This window comes from Shigella sp. FC1661 (assembly GCF_001712525.1).
In the GTDB taxonomy this organism is placed as follows: domain Bacteria; phylum Pseudomonadota; class Gammaproteobacteria; order Enterobacterales; family Enterobacteriaceae; genus Escherichia; species Escherichia coli.
Genome location: NZ_MDGW01000522.1, coordinates 1 through 291 on the forward strand (window position 1 = coordinate 1; position 291 = coordinate 291).

Annotated in this window: 1 protein-coding gene; it reads right to left on the bottom strand. The window is 52.9% G+C overall.

Annotation, left to right across the window (positions count from 1 at the left end; all coding sequences use genetic code 11):
- A partial coding sequence (locus BFF42_RS21595; protein ID WP_146759067.1) for an IS3 family transposase occupies positions 1 to 291 on the bottom strand: 291 nt, incomplete at both ends.

Sequence of the window (291 nt, forward strand, 5' to 3'; positions counted from 1 at the left end):
ATCTGCGACCCAGACCTGATTAGGTGCTGTGGGCGTAAAGTTCTGATTCAGCAGATTCGGCGTAACCGGCAGATTGTGGTCAGAGTTTGTGGTCGCCCTGAACTTGCGTTTCTGCTTACAGTGCAGCCTCAGCTCCTTACGAAGACGTGCCAGTCTGTCACGACCGACGATAATTCCGTTATCTGCCAGCTCCGTCTGGAGCCGCCGGGTTCCATATGTTTCGCGAGTGCGGATATGTGCCACCTTAATCTCCAGTTTTAGCCGCTCATCACTTTGTTTTCTGTCTGAGGG